Source organism: Pseudaeromonas sp. HNCC25DJ180, from assembly GCF_055413345.1.
The window spans coordinates 39,560-63,644 of the sequence record NZ_JBVAYF010000010.1 but is presented as its reverse complement, the minus strand read 5'-3'; the positions used below and the strand labels follow the sequence as shown (position 1 = coordinate 63,644).

The 24,085-nt window shown below is 60.1% G+C and carries 4 protein-coding genes; all 4 read right to left on the bottom strand.

The window, feature by feature from the left end:
• Nucleotides 1–34: 34 nt before the first annotated feature.
• Nucleotides 35–13,831 carry an Ig-like domain-containing protein gene (locus ACZYTD_RS10565; protein ID WP_463891881.1) on the bottom strand — a complete coding sequence of 4,599 codons (13,797 nt, stop codon included), beginning with the start codon at nt 13,829–13,831 and terminating at the stop codon, nt 35–37.
• A 256-nt stretch (nt 13,832–14,087) separates the two neighbouring features.
• On the bottom strand, nt 14,088–14,735 hold the full coding sequence (locus tag ACZYTD_RS10560; RefSeq protein ID WP_463891880.1) for a 4'-phosphopantetheinyl transferase family protein: 648 nt from the start codon (nt 14,733–14,735) through the stop codon (nt 14,088–14,090).
• Nucleotides 14,736–14,767: 32 nt separating this feature from the next.
• On the bottom strand, nt 14,768–22,006 hold the full coding sequence (locus ACZYTD_RS10555; RefSeq protein ID WP_463891879.1) for a non-ribosomal peptide synthetase: 7,239 nt from the start codon (nt 22,004–22,006) through the stop codon (nt 14,768–14,770).
• A gap of 116 nt (nt 22,007–22,122) precedes the next feature.
• The gene (locus ACZYTD_RS10550) at nt 22,123–23,898 is read right to left on the bottom strand and encodes a TIGR03768 family metallophosphoesterase (protein ID WP_463891878.1); all 1,776 of its coding nucleotides are present in this window, start codon (nt 23,896–23,898) and stop codon (nt 22,123–22,125) included.
• Nucleotides 23,899–24,085 lie beyond the last annotated feature (187 nt).

Sequence of the window (24,085 nt, the reverse complement as noted above, 5' to 3'; positions counted from 1 at the left end):
GATGGCGCCCTTGATCTATCTGTCATCCATGCACTTATTTGTCGATCAGCAGTTGTTGGTTGGTCAGCAAGAGCTGCAGTACATCGTTGGCGGTCGAGCTGCTGAGCCCGGTCACGTCCTGATAACTGACCCCCTGCAACACAATCCGGTTGCTGACGCCATCACCCAGGTGCGCCGGATCCGCTATCAAGAGGGTCACGTTATTGCGATCCGCGCCATCCACGCTAACGGCATTGAGCAGGGTTGCCAGAGAGCGGCTGCCATCGCTATCGAGCATGTCGCGCAGATCCAGCACATCACCGCGCACCGCAACCTCCTTCGGGGTAAAGTCGCTGACCGTGTCTAGGGCTGGTTGCGCCGCTGAGGCTAAGTCGGCCGTTTTCCACATGAAGGTATCCGCCCCCACACCGCCACTCAGGTTATCCTCCCCGGCCCCACCGATCAGAAGGTCATCGCCATCGCCGCCGATGAGGATATCATTGCCCAGCCCACCATCCAGGCGATCCGAACCGCCGCTGCCGCTCAGGGTATCGTTTGCCCCCATCCCCTCGATCACATCCCGACCGGCACTGCCGGTAATATTCTCCATACCCGAGGTGCCGACGAAGTGCTCACCGGTGCGAACAGTCCAGTCTGTGCCCACCAGCACCACATCCTGCAATTCGCTCAAGGTTAAGGTGGTATCGGGGGAGAAGAGCGCATATTCGCCAGAGCCCAGCGGCTTGTAGCTAACGTCGGCCTGGCCACTCAGCTTGATCTCCATCTTGAGCCCGGCCTCGAACGCCTGATCCCAGTAGAGCAGCTCCATCACCTGCAGCCCTTCGCTGATCTGCACATTGCTGTAGGTACGCACTGTGGAGTCCTGCACGCTGCTGAACTGCGCCACCGTCTGGGAACCGATGCGCAGGCTGAAACCATCATCGGCCGTGATGCGAAAATCGTAGAGGCCGCCACTCATGAAGATCTTGCCGATACCGCGGATGATGGCATCCGTAGTATCCCCCATACCGCCATGTACCCCACCCGTGGTCACGCCATTGCCCGTGGTAGCCTTCAGGGTCAGGTAGTCGCTATTGGTGCCACTGTTGCGCAGAAAGTCATAGAGGTTACCTTTGGTGACCGTACTGCCCGGGCTGAAGTAGCCACTGAAGGTTTCACCCAGCCCATTCATGTTACCGCTAAAGAGATAGTCAATATCCTTGATGCTGAAGCTGGCATCCGTGGTGGTGGCCTTGGCCGCTGAATCTGTGCCCACCAGGGTGGCACCTTCACGGCCATTGATGATCTTCACCAGATCATTTAGAGACTCCAGATTACCAGTCGGGTAGTTAGAGCTGCTGCTGTAGTCATGATTCTTGCCGACTGTATTGTCGTCGCTGTGCCGGAACCAGCTCAGAACGCTGTCGTTATAACCGTAATATTCGCCACGTAACCCATTGGCCACCAGCACTTGATTGCTGCTGGTCAAGGTATCCAGGGCCACAACCGTCAAGCCCACACTGCCAGTGACCTGACTATTGGCCTGTCCCTGACCATCATTCACCGAGTAGGTGAAGCTCCCCACCGCATCCGTGCCGTTGTAATCCGCAGGCGCCGTATATTTTAGGCCCGTCAAGTCAACGGCTGTCAGCAGTTGGCCATTGCTGACCAGGGCGCCACTGCTTAGCGTGATGCTGCCCAGAGTTGGCAAGGCCGTGACCCGTATGGTCAGGGCGTTGCCATCCACATCATAGGGGGCGCTCAGGCCAAGCGCGGTTCCGCTGCTCCCTTCGTCCACCGTGATGCTGCGGCTAGCGGCAACCGGCGCATCGTTGATGGGGGTGACCGCCAGGGTGACCAAACCACTGACCACACTGTTGGCCTGCCCCTGATTGTCATTCACCGTGTAACCGAAATTGCCGACCGCATCCGTGCCGTTATAGTCGGCGGGGGCCGTGTATTTAAGCCCGGTCAACTGGGCCGCGGTGAGGCTCTGTCCCAAGGCGATGGCGCTGCCATCGGCCAGCGTAATGGCCCCCAGAGTCGGCAGACTGCTGACTGTGATGGTCAGGCTATTGCCATCCGCATCCGTGGGTGCCGCTAACCCTATGCTGGTGCCCACGCTCTCCTCGTTCACCGTCAGACTCTTGCTCTGGGCCTCAGGCGCGTCATTGATCGGGGTTACCGTTAGCGAGACGGTCCCGGTCACCTGGCTGTTGGCCTGGCCCTGACCATCATTGACCGTATAAGTGAAGCTACCCACTGTCGCCGAGCCGTTGTAATCGGCGGGACCATTGTATTTAAGGCCGGTCAGCTCACTGCTGCTCAGGCTCTGACCATTGGTAAGCAGGGTACCATTGGCCAGCGTGACGGCACCCAGACTCGGCAAACCCGAGACTGTGATGGTAAGCGGATTGCCATCCACATCCGTAGGCGCCGCCAGGCCAATATTGGTCCCGACGCTCTCCTCGGCCACCGTCAGGCTCTTGCTCTGGGCCACAGGCGCATCGTTGATGGGCAGCACTATCAGAGAGACACTGCCCGTCACCTGGCTGTTGGCCTGCCCCTGATTGTCATTCACCGTATAGGTGAAACTCCCTACCGAGTCAGTACCGTTATAGTCGGCTGGCGCGCTGTATTTTAGCCCCGTCAGTTGGGTTGAGGTCAGGGTCTGACCCACACTCACCGCCACATCATTAGCCAGGGTCAGCAAGCCCAGAAGCGGCAGTGAAGTCACCTTGATGGTAAGGGGATTACCATCGGCATCCGTGGGAGCCGCGAGGGCCAGGGCCGTGCCTATGCTCTGTTCGTTGACCGTCAGGCTCTTACTCTGGGCCACAGGCGCATCGTTTATGGGCAGCACAGTGAGGCTCACACTGCCTGTTACCTGACTGTTAGCCTGCCCCTGACCATCATTGACCGTGTAGCTGAAACTGCCGACGACATCTGTGCCGTTATAGTCAGCTGGCGCATTGTATTTCAAACCAGTGAGCTGGGCCGAGGTGAGCGTCTGGCCATTGCTGAGCAAGCTGCCATTGCTCAGGGTAATCGCACCCAGGCTCGGCAAGCCAGAGACGGTAATGGTCAGACTATTGCCATCGGCATCGGTTGGCGCGGTGAGCCCCAAGCTGGTACCCACACTCTCCTCATTCACTGTCAGACTGGTGCTGGCGGCCACAGGCGCATCGTTGATGGGCAACACACTCAGAGAGACAGAGCCGGTCACCACACTGTTGGCCTGCCCCTGACCATCGTTGACCGAATAGCTGAAACTGCCCACAGTATCTGTGCCGTTATAGTCGGCCGGCGCATTGTATTTCAAGCCAATGAGCTGGGCCGAGGTGAGCGTCTGGCCATTGCTGAGTAAGCTGCCATTGCTCAGGGTGATAGCGCCCAGGCTTGGCAAGCCAGAGACGGTAATGGTCAGCGGGTTACCGTCGACATCCGTGGGGGCGGTGAGCCCCAGACTGCTGCCCACACTCTCCTCATTTACCGTGAGAGTGCTACTGGCCACCACAGGCGCATCATTGATGGCCAGCACAGTGAGGCTGACTGTGCCGGTCACCTGACTATTGGCCTGCCCCTGACCATCATTCACCGTGTAGCTGAAACTACCCACAGTATCGGTGCCGTTATAGTCAGCCGGCGCATTGTATTTCAAGCCGATGAGCTGGGCCGAGGTGAGCGTCTGGCCATTGCTGAGCAAGCTGCCATTGCTCAGGGTTATAGCGCCCAGGCTCGGCAAGCCAGAGACGGTAATGGTCAGCGGGTTGCCATCGGCATCCGTGGGGGCCGCCAGCCCAAGCGCCGTCCCTACACTCTCCTCGTTTACCATCAGACTCTTGCTCTGGGCTACCGGGGCATCATTGATGGGCAGCACACTCAGAGTGACAGTGCCGATCACCACACTGTTGACCTGACCGGCGCCATCGTCGACCCTGTAGCTGAAACTTCCCACAGCGTCGGTGCCGTTGTAATCCGCGGGGGCGTTGTATTTAAGCCCTTGCAGTTGGCTGTTGCTCAGCGTCTGCCCCAGGCTGACGACTGAACCATCGGCCAAGGTTATGACCCCCAGCACGGGCAGAGTCGAGACAGTGATGATCAAGGGCGCGCTGTCTACATCGGTCGGCGCTGACAAGCCCAATGCCGTACCCGTGCTCGCCTCATTCACCGTCAGGCTCTTGCTCTGGACCACAGGCGCATCGTTGATCGCCGTCACCCCCAAGGTGACGCTGCCCGTTACTATGCTGTTCGGCTGCCCCTGACCATCATTGACCGTGTAGCTGAAGCTACCCACTGTGGCTGTACCGTTGTAATCGCTGGGCGCGTTGTACTTGAGCCCGATGAGATCGCCACTGCTCAGACTCTGGCCATTGGTGACCAGCGCCCCACTGGCCAGCGTCACCTGCCCCAGCGTCGGCAAACCCGCAACCGTAATGGTCAGCGGGTTGCCATCGGCATCCGTGGGGGCCGCCAGCCCAAGCGCCGTCCCTACACTCTCCTCGTTTACCGTCAGACTCTTGCTCTGGGCCACTGGCGCATCATTGATGGGCAGCACACTCAGCGTGACGGTTCCGATCACCACACTATTCACCTGACCGGCGCCATCGTCGACCCTGTAGCTGAAGTTGCCCACCGGGTCGGTGCCGTTGTAATCCGTGGGGGCGTTGTATTTAAGCCCTTGCAGCTGGCTGTTGCTCAGAATCTGCCCCTGGCTGACGGCTGAACCATCGGCCAAGGTGATGGCTCCCAGCACGGGCAGGGTCGAGACAGTGATGGTCAAGGGTGCACTGTCCACATCACTGGGCGCATTCAACCCCAAGCCTGTGCCCACACTCTCCTCGTTCACCGTCAGGCTCTTGCTCTGGGCCACAGGAGCATCGTTGATTGCCAGCACAGTGAGGGTGACCGTGCCTGTCACCTGGCTATTGGCCTGACCGGCGCCATCATTGACCGTATAGCTGAAGCTACCCACAGGCGCGGTGCCGTTATAATCGCTGGGCGCGTTATACTTGAGACCGGTCAGCTCACTGCTAGTCAGCGTCTGGCCATTGGCCAAAGCCGACCCATTGGCCAACGTCACCAGCCCCAGAGTGGGCAAACCCGCAACCGTAATGGTCAGCGGGTTGCCATCGGCATCCGTGGGCGCCGCCAGGCTCAAATTTGTGCCCACACTCTCTTCATTCACCGTCAAACTCTTGCTCTGGGCCACGGGCGCATCATTGATGGGCTGCACATTCAGCGTGACAGTGCCGATCACCACACTGTTGGCCTGGCCAGCGCCATCGTTGACCCGGTAGCTGAAGCTGCCGACAGCGTCGCTGCCGTTGTAATCAGCGGGGGCGTTGTATTTAAGCCCTTGCAGCTGGCTGTTGCTCAGGGCCTGCCCCAGGCTGACGGCTGAACCATCGGCCAAGGTGATAACCCCCAGCACGGGCAGAGTCGCGACTGTGATGGTCAAGGGCGCACTGTCCACATCGGTCGGCGCTGATAAGCCCAATGCCGTGCCCGTGCTCGCCTCGTTCACCGTCAGGCTCTTGCTCTGCACCACAGGGGCGTCGTTGATGGCCAGCACTGTGAGGGTGACAGAGCCCGTCACTTGGCTATTCAGTTGACCCTGACCATCATTCACCGTGTAGCTGAAACTGCCCACCGCATCCGTGCCGTTGTAATCCGCAGGCGCCGTGTATTTAAGGCCGGTTAACTGAGCGGTCGTCAACGACTGGCCATTTGTCAATATCGAACCATTGGCCAGCGTCACCACACCCAGTGTTGGCAAGCCGGAAACGGAAATGGTGAGCGGGTTGCCATCGGCATCGGTCGGCGCCGCTAGTCCAATATCGGTCCCCTGACTCGCCTCGTTGACCGTCAGGCTCTTGCTTTGGGCCACGGGAGCATCATTGATGGCTAATACGGTGAGGCTCACTGTGCCCGTCACCACGCTGTTAGCCTGACCCGCGCCATCGTTGACCGTGTAGCTGAAGCTACCCACAGCGTCCGTGCCGTTGTAATCCGTAGGCGCATTATATTTAAGCCCCAACAACTCGGCCGTGGTGAGGCTCTGCCCATTGAGCAGCGTTGTGCCATTGGAGAGCGTGACCACCCCCAGCGTGGGCAACCCCGTCACCGTAATGGCCAACGGGCTGCTGTCCACATCGGTCGGCGCATTTAGCCCCAGCCCTGTCCCCACGCTCTCCTCATTGACACTCAGCGCATGGCTATCGGCCAGTGGCGCATCGTTGACAGGCGTGACACTCAAGGTCACGGTTCCGGTTACCTGGCTGTTGAGCTCACCCTGATTATCATTGACCGTGTAGCGAAACCGCCCCACATCATCGCTGCCGTTATAATCGGTTGGCGCATCGTATTTCAGCCCTATCAGTTCGGCCGCCGTCAGGATCTGGTTCAAGATGAGGGCGGTACCATCCGCCAGCGTGATGCGCCCCAGCAGCGGCAGTGCGGTCACCTGTATGGTCAAGACACCGCTTTCCAGATCGCTGGGGGCGATTAACCCGAGGTCTGTGCCCGCACTCGCCTCGGTTACTGTGATGCTCTTACTCTGGGCCACGGGGGCGGCGTTGGCGGTAATGGCTAACTGCACCTCCCCTGTGACGACCCCACCCTGGCCATCATTCACCTCATAGGTAAAGCTCCCCACTGAGCCTGAGCTCATGGCGGCGTCGTACTGCAGCGTGGTCAGAGTCGCCGCATCGATCACTTGGTTGAGCACGAGCGCAACACCCGCTCCGTCTGTGACCACACCCGAGCTCGGCAACCCCAGGACCTTGATAGTCAGGCTGTCACCATCCACATCGCTAGGAGCCAGCAAGCCAAGGGGATTATCAACAGAACCCGCCTGCGCGCCCAACACCTTGGAGTCAGCCACCGGCAGGTCATTGACTTCGGTCACAGTCAGCGTCACCGAGCCACTGGCCACCCCACCGACGCCATCATTGACCGTATAACTGAAGCGGCCCACTGTGGTGGTGTCTTGGTAATCCAGTGGCGCGTCATACTCCAGCCCCTGCAACTGAGCGGCACTGAGCATCTGCCCATTAGCCACCAGGCTACCGTCAGCCAAGGTGACCTGCCCCACGGCAGGCAAACCGACTACCTGGATCGACAAAGCCGAGAGCAGCGTATCGCTGTCGGTGGGGGCGAGCAGATGCAATGGGGTATTAACACTCTCCTCCGCCACACTCAGGCTCTGGCTGTCAGCCACAGGCGCATCATTGACTGGTGTCACGCCAAACGAGACTGTGCCCGTGACCTGACTGTTAGACTGGCCCTGATTGTCATTGACCGTGTAGGTAAGGCTGCCCACCGCATCCGTACCGTTGTAGTCGAGTGGGCCGTCATATTTAAGGCCAACCAATTCGCTACTGCTCAGCACTTGGCCATTGCTGACCGACAGGCCATTGGCCAGTGTGATCCGCCCCAAGGTCGGCAAGCCAGAGACGGTAATGGTCAGCAAGTTGCCATCCACATCACTGGGGGCTACTAACCCTATGTTCGTGCCCAAACTCTCCTCTGCCACCGTCAGGCTCTTGCTCTGGGCCACGGGGGCATCGTTGATCGGGGTGACACTGAGGGTGACACTCCCCGCGGCTATGCCCCCCAGGCTATCACTCACAGTGTAGCTAAACTGCCCCACGGCGCTGCCACTGTTATAGTCACCTGGAGCGTTATAGTTAAGCCCAGCCAGCTCCGCCAGGCTCAAGGTTTGCCCGCTGCTGATGGGGGTGCCATTGGCCAAGGTGATCTGGCCCAGCAGAGGCAAATCGTTGACCTGAATGGTGAGCGCATTCCCCTCGGCATCGGTTGGTGCCGCCAGGGCGAGGGCGGTGCCGACACTCCCTTCATTGACACTCAGGCTCTTGCTGGCGGCCACGGGGGCGTCATTGATGGTGGTCACGGTGAAAGAGACACTCCCACTCACCACGCTATTGGACTGCCCCTGCTGATCATCGACTGTGTAACTCAAGCTACCAACCGCAGCCACCCCGTCATAATCCAGTGGCGCGTTATACCTGAGCCCCTGCAAGGCACTGCTATCGAGTACCGATCCTTGCAGCAGGAGCGTACCATCGGCCAGGGTCACGCTACCCAAGGTAGGCAGAGCGCTCACCGTGATCAGCAGAGCATTGCCATCCACATCAGAGGGGGCGGCCAAGCCAAGCGAGGTACCGACGCTCTCTTCGCTCACGGTCAGGCTCTTGCTCTGGGCCACTGGGGCATCGTTAATCGGAGAGACCCCCAGCGTGACGGTTCCCACCGCCAGGCCGCCGAAGCCATCGCTCACCGTGTAGCTGAATTGCCCCACGGCGCTGCCACTGTTGTAGTCGGCCGGCGCGTTATAGTTCAGCCCCGCCAGTTGCACCAGGTCCAGAGCTTGGCCGCTACTAACCGGCGTACCATTGGCCAGGGTGATCTGCCCCAGTAGAGGCAACTCGTTGACCTGAATGGTGAGCGTATTCCCCTCGGCATCGGTCGGTACCGCCAGGGCAAGGGCGTTGCCCACACTCCCTTCATTGACACTCAGACTCTTACTCTCGGCCACAGGGGCGTCATTAACAGGGGTGACCAGCAGTAGCACGCTCCCTGTCACTTGGCTGTTACCCTCGCCCTGACCATCATTGACAGTGTAACTAAAGCTACCCACCACATCGCTGCCGTTATAGTCGCCGGGTGCGTCGTAGTTAAGCCCGAGGAGTTCCGCCGCTGTCAGCACCCGATTGACGCTCAACACCGTACCATCGGCCAGCATTATCGCCCCCAAAGTCGGTAAACCACTCACCTTGATGGTCAGAGTGTTGCCGTCCACATCCGTCGGTGCAACCAAGCCTAATGGCGTACTGACACTCCCCTCATTGACCGTTAGCGTCAGGCTCGCCGCCACAGGGGCATCGTTGATCGGGGTGACGCCGAGCGTGACAACTCCAGTTGCCGAGCTATTCGCCTGGCCCTGACCATCATTCACCTCATAACGGAAGCTCCCCACAGGATCACCACTGTTGTAGTTGCTTGGGGCGCTGTACTTGAGCGCAGTTAACTCACCACTCGTGAGGGTTTGACCATTAGTCACGACACTGCCGCCGTCCAGGGTGACCACCCCCAGGGTAGGCAGGCCTGTGACGTGAATAGTCAGCGAATTGCCATCCACATCAAAGGGGGCCGCCAGCCCAAGCGCGGTGCCTATGCTCTCTTCGTTTACCGTTAGATTTTTGCTCTGTACCACGGGTGCATCGTTAACCGGAGTGACCCCCAGCGTCACTCTCCCCACCGTAATGCCACCCAAGCCATCGCTTACCGTGTAACCAAATTGTCCCACGGCACTGCCACTGTTGTAGTCGGCCGGGGCGGTATATTTAAGCCCCGCCAGTTGAACCAGGCTCAGGATTTGTCCACCCGTCAGGGCGGTACCATCTTTCAGGGTGATCTGGCCCAGCAGAGGCAATTCGTTGACCTGAATGATAAGCGGGTCTCCCTCTGCGTCCGTAGGGGGCGTCAAGAGGAGATCGTTGTCCACACTTCCTTCATCAACGGTGAGGCTCTTGCTCTGCGCCACTGGCGCATCGTTGATCGGTGTGACGCCAAGCGTTACTACGCCCGTTGCCGTGCTGTTGGTCTGGCCCTGACCATCATTCACCTCGTAACGGAAACTCCCCACCCCATCACCGTCGTTGTAGTCAGCTGGCGCGTTGTATTTGAGAGCCACCAGCTCACTGCTGCTCAGGCTCTGACCATTGCTAAGGGCGGTGCCATCGGCCAGGGTGACCGCCCCAAGAGTAGGTAAGCCCGTGACGCGTATGGCCAGCGAGTTACCGTCCACGTCGCTGGGCGCCACCAGCCCCAGAGCTGTCCCCTCGCTCGCCTCGGCGACCGTGAGTGTGAGGCTGTTCGCCACAGGGGCGTCATTGATCGGCGTGACCTTGAGTAGGACGCTGCCGCTAGCCTGACTGTTGGCGTGACCCTGGCCATCGTTGACCGAGTAGCCGAAGCGGCCAACCGGCGCCACCCCGTCATACTCGCCGGGAGCGTTGTACTTAAGCCCGGTGAGCTGGCCAACACTCAAGATCTGCCCCAGCGTCACGGCCCCCCCATCACTCAGGGTTATGCCCCCCAAGCCGGGCAGGAGAGTCACTGTGATGATCAAGGCATCACCATCCACATCACTGGGCGCGTCTAACCCCAGATCATTACCCTGGCTCTCCTCATTCACTGTCAGGCTTTTACTGGCGGCAACAGGCGCATCGTTGACGGGCTGCACCTGCAGAGTGACACTACCCGTCACCACGCTGTTGCCCTGACCGGCGCCATCATTGACCTGATATTGAAACTCGCCCACAACATCACCGTTGTTATAGTCAAGGGGAGCGTTGTACTTCAAGCCGGTGAGCTGCTGAGTCGTCAACTCCTGCCCCAACTGTAGCAGCGAGCCATCAGCCAGGGTGATCTGCCCCAGGGTTGGCAAACCACCAACCGTCACCACATTGATGCTCAACACCTCCCCTTCGGCATCGGTAGGGGCACTCAAGCCCAATGGCGTGCCCTGACTCTCTTCGTTGACCACCAGGCTCTTGCTCTGCACCAGTGGCGCATCATTGATAGGCATCACCGTCAGGGCAACGCTGCCCTCGCTCACCCCGTGACCATCACTGACCTGATAGCGGAACTCACCCACAGGGTCGCTGCCGTTGTATTCACTGGGCGCATCGTAACGCAGCCCGCTGAACTCCGGCAGGGTCAGCAACTGCAAATTGCTCAGGGGGGTGCCATCCGCCAGGGTAATGCGCCCCAGCGTCGGCAAGCCAGTGACAGTCACCACTAGCGTGTCCCCCTCCACATCAGTGGGAGCTGAGAGCGCCAGCGGCGTACCGACACTCTCTTCATCGACAGTAAGAGCGCCACTGGCAACAACAGGAAGATCGTTGACAGGGGTAACATGCAAGGTGACGCTGCCGGTCACCTGGCTGTTTGGTTGACCCGCGCCATCGTCTACCTGGTAGCGAAATGCCCCAACAGGGGCAGTGCCATCATACTCATCGGGTGCCAGATATGTCAGCGAGGTCAATTGCGCCGAGGTCAGTGATTGAGCCAGAGCTATGGGCGTACCGTTGGCCAGCGTCACACTGCCCAGTAGGGGTAACTCGGTCACCCGTATGGTCAGGCTGGGGCTGTCCACATCGCTGGGTGCCGCCAACCCCAAGTGCTGCGCCGGGCTGCCTTCGGCTACCGTCAGCGCCAGACTATCCACCACGGGCGCGTCATTGAGCGGCGTCACCCCCAAGTCCAGTAAGCTGACTGAGTGCCCCCCCTTACCATCGTCAATAAACAGGGTAAAACTCCCCACCCGCTCCTGGCCGTTATACTCTGCAGGTGCCGTATAGGTCAGCCCCTGAAGTTCACTCTGCGTCACCTGCTGATTGAGGAGTAGAGGCGTACCATTGGCCAGCAATACACTCCCCAAAATCGGCAGATCGATCACGGTTAGCGTCAGGGGATCGCCGTCCTCATCAAAGGGTTGGCCCAGATCCAACAGGGTATTTTGGCTGGCTTCCTCGACCTGCATAAATTTATATTGGAACGCAGGCGCATCATTGACGGGCTGCACCACCAGAGTGATGGTACCGGTGGCTACGCTATTGGCCAGCCCCTGCCCATCATCCACCCGGTAACCAAACTCGCCGACAAGATCCACGCCGTTGTAATCGGCTGGGGCGTCATAACGGATGGCCGCCAGTTGCTCCAGGGTCACACTCTGCCCCAAGAACGCCTGCGAACCATCAAACAGGGTGATCACCCCAAGTGTCGGCAAGGCCGAGATGGAGATGGTGAGCACATCGCCATCCCCATCTCCAGGCAGATGGATGGGGCGAGAGGAACCATCGGGGTTACTCCCCAGCGCCAGGCGCAGCGGGTTGCCCAGACTCTCCTCCTGCACTATCAGCACACCACTATCGACCTCAGGCGCATCATTGACCGGGATGACACTCAGCGTCACGCCTGCATGAGTACGCCCCCCTTGAGCATCCTCGACCAGGTAATCGAAAGTACCGACAGGATCGCCCGCTCGATAGTCATCTGGCGCCATGTAGCGCAAGCTCTGCAGCTCGGTAGTCGAGATCACCGAACCCAGCCCGACAACAGTGCCATCTGAAAATTGCAGAGCCCCCAATTGAGGCAAACTGATAACAGTGATGGTGAGCAGATCGCCCTCCACATCGCTGGGTGCCGACAAGGCCAACGGCGTACTGCCGCTCCCCTCCAGCACACTCAAGGTGCCGCTATCGGCCAGCGGAGGATCGTTAATGGGCGTCACACTCACTGTTACAGTCCCGGTCGCTACGCTGTTGGCCTGCCCCTGCCCATCGTCGACCGAGTAGCTGAAGCCACCGACGGTCGCCACGCCGTCATAGTCGCTGGGGGCGTTGTACTTAAGCCCGGTGAGCTGAGCCGAATTCAGACTCTGCCCCAGATTCACCACGCCGCCATCCGCCAGGGTGATGGCCCCCAGGCTGGGTAACTGGGTGACAGTGATGGCGAGGGGATCGCCATCCACATCCCTGGGCGCAGCCAGTCCCAGATCCGTCCCCACGCTCTCCTCATCGACCGTCAGCGTCAGGCTATCGGCCTGCGGCGCATCATTGATGGGCGTGACAGAGAGGGTGACGCTGCCAGTCACCTGGCTGTTGGCCTGGCCCTGCCCATCATCGACCGAGTAGCCGAAGCCACCGACGGTCGCCACACCGTCATAGTCGCTGGGCGCGTTGTACTTAAGCCCGGAAAGCTCGGCCGAACTCAGGCTCTGTCCCAGACTCACCACGCGGCCATCCGCCAGGGTGAGCACCCCCAGGTTTGGCAGCAGGGTAACTGTGATGGCCAGGGGATCGCCATCCACATCCGTGGGGGCGACCAAGCCCAGTGGGGAGCCCTCACTCCCCTCCGCGACCGTCAGGACCAGGCTCTGGGCCTCCGGGCTATCGTTACTACCCAGCACACTCACCACCAGTTCGGTAGTGAGCGCACCGTGATCGGCTGTGAGAGTAAAACGTTCTTCTTGCCGCTCACCCTCCTGCAGGGCCTGCACCTGGGCGGCCCCATTATTCAGCAGATAGCGCCACTGCCCTTGGGCGTCCAGCTGCAACTCACCGTAGTGTCCACTCAGGGTGACCGGAGTAAAGCGGGCATCCACAGAGGCATGAGCCAGCCACACCTGCCCCTCACTCTGCAGCCGAACATCCTCCTGCACACCGCCCGCCATCGCCCCCTGGATCTCCGGGGCAAAGAGCATCGGCGCATCGGGAAGGTGGCCGCTGCCCACTAAGGCATGACCCGTATCAAAACCGGCACTGGCCAAGATATGGGCCCCGGTTCGCTCGATGGCAAAGGCCAGAGTGTTACTGGAGGAGGGAATATCATGCTGGGCCAGGGATGGGGCGGGTGCAACAAAGAGTGGGGCAAGCGAGGAGGATGCGAGCTGGCCAGCAAGCGCCGGAGCGGGGCCAACGGCATGAGTTGATAGCGCGGAGGTGAAGTCATGGGTGGCGTGAGCGTGCAACCGTTCCGCAGGGTAATCCGTGGCACGCAGCGGCTGATAGTGCTGCAGCAATTGCTGAACTAGAGGCTCACTCCAACTCTGCACCTGATTTTCCGATGCAGACCCCAGCAGGGGATCAAACAACGCCACCAGGCGTATCCGCGCCCCATCATGACAGATCAAGAGGGCGCCATCTGGAATGTGATCTCCCGGCCGCAACAACATCACCTGTTGCGGATCGATAACCAGGAATACTTCGCCGCTGATGGCGGACACCACTTGCTCACCCTGGGCGGTAATGATCAGTGCCATCGCTTATCCTTTCCTACTACAAAGGAACCCCGAAAGTTGGAGTCCCCATGAGTTAAACATAGAGCACTTCATCAGCCATATGGCTTAGTCGGCACTCTATCAGTAGGAAAATGGCAAAGTTGAAACGGCTATCACGCTCTATGCGTTGTCAGATGCCTAAGTCCGGGTCTGTTGCATAAATGAGACATCAAACACACGGGATCGGGCACAGATTAAGGCGCCAGTTAAGAACCGCAGGAATGAGTTACCTCTCCGGCTAACAGGCCAGACTCAGCCAGTAGCCACCGCGCAGGCGTCGGGAGTGCAGGCGACCGGAAGGATGGAAATGACAAGATGGACGCAGGGTATCGAGAGCGGCCAGATCGGTGCAGATGCCACACCCCTGTCGTTTGGCCAGCGCCTCCTTGCGGCTCCAGATGCGACAAAAGGCGCTGGCCCGGGTCGCAGGGTGACGCAGTACCACCTGCTCAGCCGCCGAAAAGAGCGTGGCCACGCCGTCAATTACTTCCTCATCGTAGCGGATGCGCTCCAGGTCCAGCCCCAGAGGTCTGAGGGAAAGAGCAAAGGCGACGTAGGGGTAGCAGCGGCTGATGCTGATATGTCCGTGGCGCAGCACAGGCTGACCGGATGGCAGACGCCGGATTTGTCGATTGCGCCGATCAAACGCCCGAGCCATGGGCAATGCCATGGCCCGACTGCCCAGAAAGAGCCGAGCCGCCGTTCGGGAGCGGATGGCCCGCCACTCCTGGCGCTCGGCCAGGGATAGGCCGGACAACCCTCGGATACCCAGCGGCAGGCGCCGGGTGTCCAGCAGATGCACCTGTACGCCGCCGAGGTGGCTGACGCTCCAGGCTCCGCCGCCCACTGGAACGCAAGGGGCGACGGGTCTCAGGCCAGCTCTCATGCCTGCTCTTACGCCTGCGCTCATGCCTGCTCTCATGACAAGAAGCCCACCTGCCGCAGATAAGCCACATAGAGCGGCAGCAGACGACCGTAGTCCACTGCCAGCGAGGCATCCAGCCGCGCCAGCTCAGCCAGGGTCTCACTCTGCTCAATGGGGAACGAGGGGCCATCCAGTTCGCCGGTATAGAACTCCTTGATCTGGCTCAGGCCGTTCTGTTCATCGAGATCGTTGAGACGCAGCTGCCACCTCTTGGCCTCCTCACCATGAATGTCGAAGCCCAGCATGGACAATGCCCCGAAGAACTCGCTCTGGCTCATGCTCTGAGGATTGGAGAGATTGCGCACCGCCAATCCTTGCCGTGGTGCCAGTGCCAGTGCCGTGATGGCAAACGCCAGCCGATCCACAGGGGTCATCTCGACCTCGGCCTGAATTTGCGGGAAGGCTCCCAGCTGCAGACAGCCCTGATTAAAGAGCCAGAAGTGGTTGTGTTCATAGTTGCTAAAGCCGCTGTCGCTGCTGCCGGTGATATTGCCCGGCCGGGCGATGACAGCGTTCAACCCATAGTCACGGGCAAAGCGGGCCACCCACTGCTCTGCCGCCCACTTGGTGAGCAGATAGCCGCTATCGACCTGGGGCAAATTCTCGACTATGGCCTCGGGGGCGGCGTTCACTCCCGCCAGGATCGAGGCCAAGGAGAGGGTGGAGACAAAGCAGAAACTCTTGCGACGGCTCTCCAGCGCCAGTTGCAGCAGGCTGATGGTGCTGTCGACGTTGGCGGCCTTCATGGTCTGATAGTTATGCAGGTGGTGTACGAAGGCGCCACAATGGACTATGGCATCCAGCTCACCGGCCAGTTGCTGCCGGATGGCTGGGGTCAAGCCCAGATCCGGCTCGGCCAGGTCGCCCCGCACAATTCGGACCCGCTCCCACTCCAGCGTCAGCCCCGCCTTGTCTGCCTGCTGGCGTAACAGCGTCAGGCCATGGCCCTCGTCGTGACAGCGTTGCAGACAGAACACCTGCCGGGTTTTCGCCAACAGCTCGGCCAGCAGGTAGATGCCGAGGAAGCCACTGGCGCCGGTCAGCAACACCTTCTGGGGTGGCTGATGAGCCAAGTCGGTGGCGGGCTCAAGCCGTGGCATAGGAGCCTGGGAGTCGCGGATCGCCATCTGGATGTAATCCATGCTCTGCCGCGAAGCAAGGGCCGCCAGCGTTGGCGCCCCGTAGAAATCGGCCATGGTGAATTGCAGCCCCAGCTGTTTTTGCACCTCAACCTGCATCCGCACCGCCAGCAGGGAGTTGCCGCCCACGCGGAAGAAACTCTCGTCCCGACCGATGCCACGGAAGCGCAGGATCTGCTCCCAGATGGTTGCCAGTTGCTGCTCTAGCCCGGGCAGTGGCGGATTGGTACTGCTCTTACCCGAAATGGCGGGCAACGCCTTACGGTCAACCTTGCCGCTGGGAGAGGCGGGTAACTGCTCGAGGCGTACGAAGAAAGAGGGCACCATGTAATCGGGCAGGAAGCCCGCCACATGCTGGCGTATCGCCTCCTCATCCAGCTCGGCATCGGCCACATAGTAGGCCGCCAGATAGCGGTTATCCCCCTCACCCTTGGTAGCGCAGACCACATGCCGGATCTCAGGGAAGGATGCCAGACGGTTTTCAATTTCTCCCAACTCAATACGGAAACCGCGGACCTTGACCTGGGCATCGTTGCGCCCGAAGAACTCTATGGTGCCATCCGGCAGGAAACGTCCCAGATCGCCGGTCAGGTACATCAACGCATAGGGTGAACCACCGAAGGGATCGAGCACGAAACGCTCCAGGGTCTGTTCGTCACGGTTAAGGTAGCCCCGGGCCAGTCCCCGACCGCCGATACAGATCTCGCCCACGGCCCCCAAGGGCACAGGCTGCTTGTCACGGTTGAGCAGATAGATCCGGTATCCCGCCAGCGGCTTGCCGATGATCCGCGAGTTGCCCTCGGGCACTATCTGGCCGCAGGAGGCCATGACAGTGGTTTCGGTCGGTCCGTAGAGACTGAACAGTCGAGTCTGCCGGGACCACCAAGCCGCCGTCTGCTCATCCAGGGTGTCACCCCCGAACCCCATGAGCTGCAGGCTTGGCAGTGGCTCTTTCGGCAGATTCTGCAGCATCACAGGCGAGAGCACGACATGGGTTACCCCCTGGGTGTTCAACTCCTGATGCAGCAAGGCCGGAGATTTTCGGGTCGCCTCGGGCACTATGACCAGGGTGTGGCCATTGAGCAGCATGGAGAAGATCTCGATGACGCTGGCATCGAAGTTCATGGAGGCATTTAACGCCCCAACTGTGCCCGGGCCATAATCCAGCGCCAGGGCTGTAGCCTCGGCCAGACGCACCACACTGTAGTGCTCGATCATCACCCCCTTGGGCAGACCGGTGGATCCCGAGGTGTGGATGATATAGGCCAGGGCATCGGCGGCGACGGGCGGCAACATTACCGTTCCGGGCTCACGACCACACTGTTCCGGGTTCAGGTAGCGCAGGTCGGTCAAGCCAATCTGCTGCAGCGCCGCCTGACTGACCTCATCGGCCACCACGCAGGTCACGGCGCCATTCTGGGCGAAGTAACGCACCCGATCCGCCGGATAAGAGGCGTCCAGGGGGACATAGGCGCACCCCAGTTTCAGGATCGCCAGTACGCTCGCCACCAGGGTGTCGCTCTTTTGCATCGCCAGCCCGACCCGATCCCCCGGCTGCAGGTAGGAGCGCAAGCCGGCGGCTATCTGATCACTCCAGACCGCCAGTTGCTGGTAGCTGGTGTGTTGCTCGCCGAAGCGCAGCGCACACTGATCGGGATGAGCCTGCACCATGGCGGCAAAACGGGCCGGAATGCTGCTATCGGCCAGCGTCAGCTCGGGGCCACAGCCCAGTTGCCGGATCTGTGCCTGCTCGCTCTCACCCAGATAACCCAACTCGCCGATGCGCAGTTGCGGAGCTGTGGCCGCCGATTGCACCAGGGTGTCGAGCACGTTGAGGAAGCCTGTCATGGTCTCTTCGCGGAACAGCGAGCCGTCATACTCGATGCGCCCGGCTATGCTGCCATCGGCCCCCTGATAGAAGATACCGGTCAGATCGCCCTTGGAGGTCAGTGAGGGTAACTCCTCGGCCTTGTAGCTGGCACCACCGAAGCTCCCCTCCAGACCAATCCCGCTTTGCAGACTGAAGACCACATTCATCGGCTGCAGATTGCCCAGGTCAGTATCGAAGGGGCTGGCCTGCAGATGATCCTTATCCTCCAGCATCTGGCGATGGACCGCCTGCAACAGCTCCGCCAGCGACATGGTGGGGCGCAGGGTCTGGCTGAGCAGCCCCATGGTGACGAACATGCCGTAGATGGACTCACTGCCGGGCTCATCGCGGCCGGCGTAGGGGTAGGCGCAACAGAGTGCCTCCTGTCCACTCACCCGCCACAGCCAGACCAGCCAGAGCGAGAAGAGTAGCGGCGAGAGGGTGGTCTCCTGGGCATCGGCAAATGCCTTGAGCGCAGCCACCACTTCCGGATTAAATCGCAAGGGCAGAGCCGCATTCGAATTGGGTTGTTTCTGGTGATAATCGGTGGGCAGCTCAACATGCACATCCACCTGTTCAAGCTTGTTCTGCCAGTAACGACAAGCCTCCTGGAACGCCTCGCTACGGGGCAGATCCCGAGCCCAGTGGCAGTAATCAAACCAGGTCAGACGCTCCTGATGATAGGCTCGCCCGGCCATGGCCGCCTCATAGCGCTCCCCCAGCTCGGCAAGCAGCAAGTTGAAGGACCAACCATCGAAAATGGCATGGTGGACGTTAAAGAGCAGGCTGGTGGTGCCATCCTCGCGGCAGTGCACCTCGGCGCGCCACAGCGGGGCCTGACGAATGCCCAACACCTCGCCACCCATGGCCATCACGCGGGCATCGGTGACGGCACACTGGGTATCCAGCAGCGGTATGGCGGGCAATACGGCTGGCTCGGCGGCCTGGATCCAGATCTCATCGCCGCGCTCGACCAGGGCAATACGAAACTCGGGTCGGGCTGCTAGCAACTCCCAGAACACCTGGCGCAACCGTACCGGATGGATCTGGGCCGAAAAGTCGATCCGCGCCATGATGTTGTAGGTGTTGTCCTCTGGCGTCAGGATAACCTTGCTGTTGATGAGTCGAATGAGCCGGCTCTGGATGGGCGCCTCCAGCCGACCCGTGGCGCAGAGCGGTGAACGGCCGGCTGGTCGGGGTGGCGTGGCCCGCACCTGCTGACAGAAATGAGCAAACAGCGGGTGCTCGAACAACGCCTTGGGACGCACACTGCCACCGGTCAGGGCGTTCAGGCGGTTACAGACCAGAGCCGCCAGCAAGGAGTGGCCGCCCAGATGGAAGAAGTGACTCTCGGCCCCTATGGTCGCGGCCGGTATGCCCAGCGTGGTGGCCCAGATGTCGCGGATCTGGCTATCGAGCTCATCGAGCACCACCTCGGTCACCGGTTTCAATTCAGGCATCGGCAGCCGGGTGCGATCCACCTTGCCGCTCATGTTGAGCGGGAATACGTCAATCGGCATCAACAGCGTCGGGATCATGTACTGGGGTAACTGCTTGGCCAGACGCGCGCGCAACTGCTCGGGGCTGAGTCCGGGTGCCACATACCAGGCCTGGATGGTTTTCCCCCCTTGCCGATCGAAGACACCGACATAGCACCCCTTGACCTCGGGCTGCTCGGCAATGGCATTTTCGATATCGCCCAACTCGATACGAAAGCCACGGATCTTCACCTGGAAGTCACCGCGTCCGAGAAACTCGATATCGCCATTGGGTAGGAAGCGGGCCAGATCGCCGGAGTGGTAGATCCGTCCCGGGCCGAATGGATTGGCATCAAACTTCTGGGCCGTCAGCTCCGGGCGCCCGAGATACCCTCGCGCCACCGCAGGTCCACCGATACAGAGCTCGCCGATGCCACCAAGAGGGGCCAGTTCGCCATTGCTATCCAGTATGTAGGTGACATAGCCAGGCAGCGGGCGTCCTAGCTGGTTGGCCGTCTTGTAGCCACCCATGATGTTACAGGTCGCCATGACAGTGGTTTCGGTAGGCCCATAGGCATTACAGAATTTAAGAGTCTTCGACCACAGACGCACCGACTCCTCATCGGTCGCCTCACCGCCACAGCAGATGGAGCGAAAATCAGGCAGCGGGCGACGTGGCAACAGACGCAGCATGGCGGGCGGAATATAGCTGTGGGTGATCCGCGCGCTCTGCAACAGGTTGAAGATGGCTTCGGGGTCGGAGCGTACCTCGCTGGGGGCTATCACCAGCTCGCCACCCTGGGTCAGCGGACTGAAGATCTCCAGTACGCTGGCATCAAAATTGAGTGAGGCGAACTGTAACCAGCGCGCACCGGCCCCCCGCTCCCAGACCCCCTCCAGGGAAGCAACGAAGTGAGCCAGCATGCCTCGTTCGATGACCACCCCCTTGGGCTTGCCTGTGGTCCCCGAGGTATAAATCACATAGGCCGTGCGAGTGGCCGTCACCTCACTGACCTCCCGCGCCTTAGGTGCTGTCACCAACGTGGGCGCCTGCAGCAGGGTCTCGACGTTCAGCACCGGACAATCCACCAGCCCCGCGATCACGGCGCTGGTCTCGGCGTCAGCGATCACCACCGCCAGCTTGGCATCCTCGATGATAAAGCCCAAGCGCTCACTCGGCATGGAGGGGTCCAGCGGCAGGTAGCCGGCATCGGCGGCCAGCACCCCGAACACCGACTGGATCATGCGCTCGCTACGGTTCAGGCAGATACCCACCAGCGGTTCGCTCTTGTCACGACAGTAGGGCAGCAGATGGGTGGCAATCGACCCGGCCGACAGCGAGAGATCCCGATAACTCAGGGCCCTATCGGCATAACGTAAGGCCGGAGCGTCAGGCGTGCTCTGCACCCGCGCCACAAAGGCATCCAGCACATCTTCTACCGGTATTGGCAGCGGGCCGCCATCCGCCAGGGCCAGCGCCTTGTTTTGCAGGGCTACGGATTGAAGTCCGACCTCGGCAATCGGCTTATCCAGATCGCGATCGATCTGGCCCAGCAAAGCCAGATAGTGATCGAAGGCCATACGCAGACCGGCAATTTCCTGAGGTGAACGGGCCAGCACATGGAAGGTAATCTGCTGCTGGATATCGAAATAGACGGCGATATCCTCATTTTCCAGTCGGTGGGAAAAGTGCGGCAGCAAGGTTGCGGTGATGCCATCAAGTTCCAGCTCGCGGTAGGGCAGCGTGTCTTCATTGAACAAGATATTGGTGGGCCAGCGATAATCGGGCTGCAGGCGTAACAGCTCGGGTGAGACCAGGCCGGAAGGCAAATCGGCGTGGTGCTGCACCTGACGCAACAAGCGGGCCGCCTGGGTAAAGTAGCTGGCGGCCGTCATCTGTGGCTCAAACAGGCTGCAGAGCAATGGCTTGTTTTCGCTAAATCCCACCTGCTCGGCCAGGCCAGAGCGGATCCGGTGGCTATGCACCGTCATGATGGTTTCATTGCGGGTCAGGCGATGGAGAAACAGGTGAAAACAAAAGAGCAGTAGATCGGCAACGGGCAGCCCTTGGCGCTGGGCGGCTCGGCTCACCGCCGCCTGAGCTTCCACCGGTAACTGAACGCTGAAGTAATTTTCCGAGAGCTGGGTTTCACTGCGGGCGGGGCGCCACTCGAAAGAGCTGTCGCGCAGCAGTTGTAACCAGAAGCGCAGCCCCTCGCTGCGCTGGGGGCTGGCCAGCCGGGCCTTTTCATCCTCCAGCAAGGTCTCCTGAGACAAGCCCAGAGAACACTCTTCCACGGGCCCACGGTAGGCAGCCGACAACGCCGAGAAGAAGGGCTTCAAGGAGAAGCGATCCAGCAGCCAGGGGTGGCAGACAAACAGCAGGTGGTTGAACCGTTTGCCGCGCAGCAAACAGAAGAGATAGGGGGCTCCGCCGTCCAGACGGAAGGTGCGACGGCGATAATTTTCAATCAGGGTATAGAGGGCGTCATCGCTGGCCACATCAATGATTTGCAGCGGACTCTCTTCGTCCTGACTCTGCATAATCTGCAGACCACCATCCAGCTTCAGGCACTTGTAAGAGAGCGGTGGACAACGGCGCAGCGTGGTCTGGATAGCGAGCTCTAGCCGCGTCTCATCCAATGGCCCATCCAGCTGATACACGGCACAACGATTCCCGGCCGCCGTGAGACGGGGCAAGGCATGAGTCTGGGTCTGGGTCAGAGGGAAGGTCTGAAATTGCATGCTGGATCTCCACAAGAAAATAGCCGATGCCATCACTGGCGTGGTGCAATCACGAATCAGGTGAACAGCGGAGCGGTGGCGATCTCTGGGTCGTCACCGCTCCGTTGGGTGGCTCATCAATTAAGGGGGGTACCGTAGCTTGCCAGCTTGGCCTGCATCTCGGAGCTCAACTGTTTCACCAGAACGGCGTTGTAGGCATGAGAGCGAATGTCGGCAATGCTGGTTGGGGTAGCACCGAAGATCCGCGCCGCACCGATGGCATAGCCCCGGGATTTGGCGGCCGGGCTGCTGCTATCGTCGGGATTGCTGCTAACGGCCGGGTCCACATTGGTCACCCGTATGGAGAGGGTTTCATCCTGATTGCGGCGAATGTCGAAGGTGCGGAACTGCTGGGGGAAATCGCGCAGCGAGGCGGTCTCTACCTCCCAGAAGCTCAGCTCCGGGTGGTCTGTGAGATCGGCGGCGTTATAGGGTTGTGGTGTGACGGCATTGATATGGCGATGGCCAGAGATCCAGAGGATCAGATTGGGATAGCGGTGGAGCAAGGCCAGCACATCGTCCTGTTTGACCGGGCTAGGTGCCCACAGCGGCAGCGAGTAGGGGGTCTTATCGTCGATATCGTTCTGCGGATTGATGGGGATGTGTGCGGCTATGATCATCAGCTCGCCATTGGCTTGCCCTATGTCTAACTGCTCCTTGAGCCAGGAGATACGCTCGCTGTCGAGACAGGCTGCGGCATAGCTATGTTGGCCGAGCCCCTTGCAGGTGTCGTCTAAAGAAATCACCTTGAGTGGCAAGTCGGCCTTGGGCTGGAACACGTAACTGGCGACGTCATCGTCCAGATTGCTCTGGCTAAAGCCGTGCCCCACCGGTTGGCTGCTGGTGTGGAAGAACTGCTCCATCCAGTCGTGACTGGAGGACTCCAGCGTGGCCAGCGAGTGGCGATTGGGGTCTGCCACCACGGTGGGCGGGGTCGTAAAGAGTTCTTCGAGACCATCCTTGATGATATCCCCCAAAGGAGTCGAGCCATCAACCACACCACCATAGACACCATGGCCATAGACGCCGGTCGGTGTGGGCGTCGGGTCATTCGCCATATTCAGCACTGTATCGCCGATATGGACAGCGAGGGTCTTCTCTTGCTCGTAGGCGCTGCCCATCCAGAACTGGTCATGGTTACCGATGACCTGATACCAGGGAATGCTCTTATCCAACCCTTTGGCCTTGAAGGGCATCTGGTAATCGATACTGTTTTTTCCGGCATGAGCACCGGAACTGGGGTTGATCACACCACCATCCATAATATCAATAAACCAACGCAACTCATTGTATTGGGTGTTGTTGACGTTATCTCCCAAGGAGATGGCAAAGTCGAAGGGGGTTTTCTGATGCAGAGCATTGGCAGTCTGGATTGCCGCATCCAGCACCTGAGTCGAGCCCAGCTGCACTGGCGAGTAGGCCGAAGATGCACCGGCAGAGCTGGGGCCGTAGAGCGCACTCCAGCCAAAATAGAGCGGTTGGGCAGGTGACTCCTCATCGGAGATATGGATGTCGGTGATGGCAAAGAAGGAGAGCAGCCGCGCCACGGGAGTGGTATCGCTGGCATCCGGCGCCAGCTCGGTGCGCTGCATATAATCCAATCCGGGTCCCGTCTGCCAACGGCTATAACCGTACTGGCTGTAAAGTGCGACAGCGTTGGGGTTGATCTGGGGGGCTTCCGGATTGACGGCTATAGGCTGGATCTGCTGCTCGGCAGTGGTGAACACGACAGAGCTGATAGGCCACTCTTTGGTCTGTTGATAGGGCTGGTTATCCCGACAGGCGGCCAATGGCAGAGCTGCGGCGACGAAACTGGCAAGCAGAGTAAGTTGACGTGAAAGATGATGATTCATAATGCCATATCATTAGTGTGGTTAACGTCAACCATGACTACACTCGGCAAAAGTGTCACGCGCATTTATAGCCACTTGGCTACTTTTTCCTGATAGCAAGAGACTGCTCACACTCTCCTCAGCTTACGGCTGCCAGTGCCACACTAAACATGATCAATGTGCCTGTTTATCTTGCAAATGAGACCCT

Bases quoted from the DNA above. Each gene is read 5' to 3' on its own strand.
- ACZYTD_RS10565 (WP_463891881.1), bottom strand. From the start codon at position 13,831: ATGGCACTGATCATTACCGCCCAGGGTGAGCAAGTGGTGTCCGCCATC.
- ACZYTD_RS10560 (WP_463891880.1), bottom strand. From the start codon at position 14,735: ATGAGAGCTGGCCTGAGACCCGTCGCCCCTTGCGTTCCAGTGGGCGGC.
- ACZYTD_RS10555 (WP_463891879.1), bottom strand. From the start codon at position 22,006: ATGCAATTTCAGACCTTCCCTCTGACCCAGACCCAGACTCATGCCTTG.
- ACZYTD_RS10550 (WP_463891878.1), bottom strand. From the start codon at position 23,898: ATGAATCATCATCTTTCACGTCAACTTACTCTGCTTGCCAGTTTCGTC.